Here is a 6,116-nt window from a genome sequence, read left to right as displayed (position 1 = left end):
GTCTCGCGGTCAGCGGGCCGGGTGGGTCGGGTCATCACGCCCCGGCCCGCTGACCGCGAGACTCCATCTCCGCGACGAGACTGCAGTTCAGGAGCGCAGTCTCGTCGCCCAGTTGGAGTCTCGTGGTCAGTGGGGAGTCGGATCCGGATCCCCCCGGGAAGCCTGCGTTCCGGGTGTCAGGAATATTCATACGCATGCATTGTTAGCCTCAGGGTGCGGACGATGGGGTCCGGCAGCAGATCCACCGACCCGAAAGGCCTCATCGCCATGAGCACCCCCGCCTCCGACCGCACCGCTGTCACCGACGCCCCGATCCTCGACATCCTCGCCGAGCGCTGGAGCACCCGCATCTTCGACGCCGCCTCGACCATCGACGAGGAGGCCCTGGCCAGCGCGCTCGAGGCCGCCCGCTGGGCTCCGACCGCCGCCAACACCCAGCCGTGGCGCGTGATCGTGGCCCGCCGCGGATCCGAGGAGCACGCCAAGGTCCTCGGCACCCTCGCCGGCTTCAACAGCGCCTGGGCCGGCGACGCCGCTCTGCTCGTGGTGTTCGTGGCCGAGACCACGCGCGACGGCCAGCCCATGACCTGGGCGCTCTACGACACCGGCCAGGCGGCGGCGCACTTCACCGTGCAGGCGCACGCCGACGGCCTCTCCACCCACCAGATGGGCGGCTTCGACCGCGACGCGATCTCCGCCGCGTTCGACCTGAGCGCCGACTTCACCCCGATCTCGGTCATGGCCGTCGGCGAGCTCGGCGACATCCGCACCGCTCCCGAGGAGCTGCAGCAGCGCGAGAACGCCCCGCGCGAGCGCCGCCCGATCGCGGACACCCTCCTGATCAACGCCTGATCGGTTCTCTCTACCTCCGAGTCGTCCCCGCCAGCGCACGCCATAGGCTCCGCTGACGGGGACGACTCGCATGTGGGGAGGGTTCCCCGGCGGAGCGCGGGTGCACCAGGGAGGCAGCGACGCCCGCCTCAGCGCTTGCGGTGCAGGCCCGCGGCGAGCGCGTCGGCCGCACGAACGAGGGACAGGTGCGAGAACGCCTGCGGGGTGTTGCCGACGTGCCGGCGCCCCACGGGGTCGTACTCCTCGCTCAGCATGCCGACGTCGTTGCGCAGCGCGCACAGCCGGTCCATGAGCTCCCGCGCCTCGGCCATGCGACCCGTCACCGCGTACTGCTCCACGAGCCAGAACGAGCACGCGAGGAACGCGTTCTCTCCCCCGGGCAGGCCGTCCACGCCGGTGCCGGTGCGATAGCGGTTCACGAGCCCGTCGTGGATCAGCGTCTGCTCGATCCGCTCCACGGTCGCGAGCATGCGCGGGTCGTCGGGAGCGCAGTATCCGGTGCGCGGGATGAGCAGCAGCGCCGCATCGACCTCATCCGTGCCGCGGTGCTGCACGAAGTGTCCGTCCCGCACTCCGTGCTCGTCGATCTCCGTGCGCAGCCGGTCGCGCAGGCCGCGCCAGCGCTCCGCGGGGCCGTGCGCGCCGTCCTCCTCGACCGCACGCACCCCGCGGTCGAACGCCGCCCACAGCATCACGCGGGAGTGGGTGAAGAACTGCGGATCCCCGCGGATCTCCCACATGCCGTTGTCCGGATGGTCCAGTTGCTTCTCGGCATGCCGCAGCAGGACCCGCTGCAGCGACCAGGACCGAGCCGACTCGCCGAGGCCCGCTCTGCGGGCGGCGGAGAGCGTCACCATCACCTCGCCGAAGACGTCCGCCTGGAACTGCTCGGCGGCGGCGTTGCCCACCCGCACCGGGGCGGACCCGGCGTATCCCGGAAGGGACCGCATCTCGCGTTCGAGCAGATCCCGCTCCCCCGCCAGGCCGTACATGATCTGCAGATCGGCCGGATCTCCGGCCACCGCCCGCAGCAGCCAATCGCGCCACGCGCGCGCCTCGTCCGCGAGGCCGTGCGCGAGCAGCGACTCGAGCGTGAGCGCGGCGTCGCGCAGCCAGACGTAGCGGTAGTCCCAGTTGCGTGCGCCGCCGAACTCCTCCGGCAGCGAGGTCGTCGCGGCGGCCGCGATCCCGCCGGTCTCGCGATTGGTGAGCGCGCGCAGGAGCAGCAGCGAACGCCGCACGTCGTCCTCGTGCGGGCCCTCGTGCGCGATGCCGTCGGCCCAGTCGCTCCACCAGTCCCCGGTCGCCCGCTCCGCGGCGTCGACGTCGAGCGCTCCGGGAGCCGGACGGTACGACGGGAACCAGGTGAGCGTGAGGTCCGCGCTCTCGCCTGCGGCCACGTCGACCGTGCCGACGTGGCTGTGCCCGTGCGGCTGCAACTCGGCGCCGCGCACCACGACGGCGTCGGGGCCGGCGGTCGCGGTGAGCTCGGGAGACCCGGGGCTGCCGGTCTGACGCACCCATGGCAGCGCCCTGGCGTAGTCGAACCGGAGCCGCAGCTCCTGCGCGAAGGACACCCGCCCGCTGATCCCGACGACCCGACGGACGATGTCCGTGCGGTCCGCGCCCAGCCCGGCCTTCGCGCCCTCGAGCGATCCCGGATCCTTCGGCAGCAGGACCGGCATCCACTCGCGCACCTCGGCGACGCCGTCCGCGCTCTCCCACCGGGTCACGAGGCAGAAAGTGTCGCCGTCGTAGCGCCGGGACGCGATCGCTTCGGGATCCACCGGGCGCAGACTCCAGTGCCCCTGCTCGACGCCGCCGAGCAGGGCGCCGAACAGCGACGCGGAATCCAGCCTCGGTGCGCAGAACCAGTCGATGCTGCCCGCCCGCGTTACGAGGGCCGCGGTGCGCCCGTCGCTGAGCAGTGCGTAATCCTCGATCGGAGCGGTCTCCATCCTTCGCAGTCTGGCACGAGCCCCGGCGCACGGCGGAGGGCAACGCCCGCCGGGGAAGGATCCGTCCCCGCCGCCGTCCACGCACCCGCGAAAGGATCCGCCGCCGTGTCGAGAAGATCCGGGCCCCGTCGCAGCGACAGATCAGGGACGCGGAACGTATCGTGGGCGCATGACCACCCCGACGACGCTGCTCATCCTCGGCGCTTCCGGCGACCTCACCTCCCGCCTCCTCCTGCCCGCGATCGCGCAGCTCCTGAAGCGCCAGCCCGATCGCGCCCTGGTCCTGCACGGCGCCGGATCCGACGACTGGTCCGACGAGCGCTGGCAGGAGGCCGTGCGCACCGCGTTCGCGACCGTCGACGCGACGGACCAGATCTCCCGGATCGCCGGCACCAGCTACGTGAAGGCGGACGTCACCGACCGCGACGCGCTCGCGGCGCTCATCGAGGGCGTCGAAGGGTCGCTCGTGATCTACTTCGCCCTTCCGCCCGCCGTCGCGGAGATGGCGTGCGAGAAGCTCGTCGACATCCCCCTGCCCGAGGGCACCGTGCTCGCGCTGGAGAAGCCGTTCGGCAGCGACGAGAAGAGCGCTGCCGCCCTCAACGCGCTGGTCACCCGGATCGTGCCGGAGAACCAGGTCTTCCGCGTCGATCACTTCCTGGGACGCTCCACGATCCTCAACATCATGGGCGTCCGCTTCGCGAACCGGCTTGTCGAGCCCGTCTGGTCCGCCGACCACGTGCAGTCGGTGCTGGTGCGCTACGACGAGTCGCTCGCACTGGAGAACCGCGCGCGCTACTACGACAAGGCCGGCGCTCTCGTCGACATGATCCAGAGCCACCTGCTGCAGGTGCTCGCGATCCTCGCGATGGAGCAGCCGGCGGATCTGGACGAGATCGACCTGCGCGATGCGATGGCCGCAGCCCTCCGCGCGACCCGCATCCTCGGCGACGACCCCGTCGCTTCGACCCGCCGAGCCCGGTACACGTCGGGCACGAGCGACGACCGCCCTGTGCCGTCGTACTCCGACGAGGAGGGCGTGGATCCGGCCCGCGGCACCGAGACTCTCGCCGAGATCACCTGCGAGGTCGACACCGCGCGCTGGGCGGGCGTGCCCTTCACGCTGCGCAGCGGAAAGGCCCTGGGCGAGCGCTGCGCGGAGATCGTCGTCACGTTCCGGCCCGTGCGGCACATCCCCGGCGGGCTCACGGGGATGCCGACGGACGGCGGCGTGCTGCGATTCTCGCTCGGCCCCGACCGGATCGAGCTCGAACTGAACGTGAACGGCGGCGACGATCCGTTCGCCCTGCGCCGCGACGTCCTGTCCACGGGACTGGGCAAGGGCACGCTGCTGGCCTACACCGAGGTGCTCAGCGAGATCCTCGACGGCGACGTCGCACTGTCGGTCCGCGGCGACGCGGCGGAGCAGTGCTGGCGGATCATCCAGCCCGCTCTCGACGCCTGGCGCTCTGGCGCCGTGCCGATGCAGGAGTATCCGGCCGGATCCACCGGCCCGGAGAAGTGGGCGACCTCCCAGCGCTGAGTCGTCCCCACCACCACCGTTTCGGGGCGCACCCCACCCGTTTGGGGCGCGTCCCGCCACGAATTCCCGACGAGGCGCGCCCCAAAACGACAGAGCGCGCCCCGAACCCGAGTCGGGCCGCCCGGACCTGGTCCCGGATCCAGCCCCCGATCCGGCCAGGATCCACCGGCCCCGCCTCGAGCACCACGCCGGTCTGGGGCGCACCCCACCGGTTTGGGGCGCGTCCGGCCACGAATTCCCGACGAGGCGCGCCCCAAAACGACAGAGCGCGCCCCAAACCCGGAACAAACCGACAAACAGAGTGCCCCGAAGCCCTCGTCAGCCGTGGCGGGCGAGCAGACGGCGGGCGGCCTCGCTGTGGTGCGCGATGAGCTGCGGCACGTCCAGGCCGACGATCCGGCCGTCCAGCACGCGCCAGGTGCCGCCGACCATGACCCGGTCCGCGCGTTCGGCGCCGCACAGCAGCAGGGCCGCGAGCGGGTCGTGGCTGCCGGAGAAGCGCAGCTCGTCGAGGGTGAACATCGCGAGGTCCGCCTGCGTGCCCGGGCTCAGCACGCCGATGTCGGAACGGCCGAGTGCGCGGGCGGATCCCTGGGTCGCCCAGTCCAGCGCCCGCTCGGGGGTGACCGCGGCGGCGCCGTAGCGCAGGCGCTGCAGGTACAGGGCCTGACGAACCTCCATCATCATGTTGGATCCGTCGTTCGACGCGGATCCGTCCACGCCCAGTCCGACCGGCACGCCCGCCGCCTCGAGCTCGACCGCGCGCGCGATCCCGCTCGCGAGGCGCATGTTCGAGGTGGCGCAGTGCGAGACCGCGGTGCCGGCGGCGCCCAGGCGGGCGATCTCGTCGTCGTCGAAGTGGATGCCGTGGGCGAGCCAGGTGCGGTCCCCGAGCCAGCCGACGCTGTCGAGGTAGTCCACCGTGCGCAGCCCGAACCGCTCCCGGCAGAAGTCCTCCTCGTCGATGGTCTCGGCGAGGTGCGTGTGCAGGCGCACGTCGAGGCGCTCGGCCAGGGCCGCCGTGTCGCGCATGACCTCCGTGGTGACGGAGAACGGCGAGCACGGCGCGAGGCCGATCTGCACGAACGCGCCCTCTCCGCGCTCGTGGTAAGCGCCCACGAGGCGCTCACTGTCGGCGAGGATCACCTCCGCGTCCTGCACCGTGCTTTGCGGCGGCAGCCCGCCGTCCTTCTCACCGAGGGACATGGATCCGCGAGTCAGGGTCGCGCGCATGCCGAGGCGCTTCACGACATCGACCTGCACGTCGATGCCCTCCTCCAGCCCGTTCGGGAACAGGTAGTGGTGGTCGGCGGCGGTGGTGCAGCCGCTCAGCAGCAGCTCGGCGAGCGCGGCGGTCGTGGCGAGCTCGAGATCGCGCGGGGTGAGCCCCGCCCAGACGCCGTACAGGCCCTTGAGCCACGGGAACAGCTCGGCGCTGACCACGGGCGTCCACGCCCGGGTGAGGGTCTGGTAGAAGTGGTGGTGCGTGTTGATCAGGCCGGGGATGATGACGTGGCGCGAGGCGTCGTAGACCTCGTCGACCGGCGAGGACGGGGATCCGCCGGCAGGCACGGCCTCGAGGATCGTGGATCCGGCGACGACCAGGCCGCCACGGGCATCGGCGCTGTCGCCGGTGTGGATCCCGAGCGGGTTCTTCAGCCAGACGGTGCGGGTGGATTCGGACATCGAGCAGACTCCCTCGTTCGACGAGCGGAGCCGGAACCTGGCCCCGCGGGGGCCAGCTCAGTTTTGACCTGTCTGCT

General features: G+C 71.9%; 4 protein-coding genes. 2 read left to right on the top strand and 2 right to left on the bottom strand.

Annotated elements, in window-relative coordinates:
• Positions 1-267 precede the first annotated feature (267 nt).
• Positions 268-852 (top strand): nitroreductase family protein, encoded by a 585-nt coding sequence (locus RS86_RS00835; protein ID WP_045270314.1) that lies wholly within the window; start codon positions 268-270, stop codon positions 850-852.
• A 128-nt stretch (positions 853-980) separates the two neighbouring features.
• Here the strand turns inward: RS86_RS00835 and RS86_RS00830 are convergent, their stop codons facing one another.
• Complete coding sequence (locus tag RS86_RS00830) at positions 981-2,810, bottom strand: glycoside hydrolase family 15 protein (RefSeq protein WP_045270310.1); 1,830 nt, start codon at positions 2,808-2,810, stop codon at positions 981-983.
• Positions 2,811-2,979: 169 nt separating this feature from the next.
• Here RS86_RS00830 and RS86_RS00825 point away from each other — a divergent pair, with 169 nt between their 5' ends.
• Entirely contained in the window at positions 2,980-4,353 is a 1,374-nt protein-coding gene (locus RS86_RS00825) for a glucose-6-phosphate dehydrogenase (protein WP_045270309.1), read from the top strand.
• Between the two features lie 318 nt (positions 4,354-4,671).
• On the opposite strand, the gene RS86_RS00820 is transcribed toward RS86_RS00825, so the two are convergent.
• Positions 4,672-6,039, bottom strand: a complete 1,368-nt coding sequence (locus tag RS86_RS00820) for an 8-oxoguanine deaminase (RefSeq protein ID WP_045270308.1) — start codon at positions 6,037-6,039, stop codon at positions 4,672-4,674.
• Positions 6,040-6,116 lie beyond the last annotated feature (77 nt).

It is taken from the genome of Microbacterium azadirachtae (genome assembly GCF_000956505.1).
Classification (GTDB): domain Bacteria; phylum Actinomycetota; class Actinomycetes; order Actinomycetales; family Microbacteriaceae; genus Microbacterium; species Microbacterium azadirachtae_A.
The sequence above is the reverse complement of the archived record's forward strand: the minus strand, read 5'-3'. Positions and strand labels throughout refer to the sequence as shown.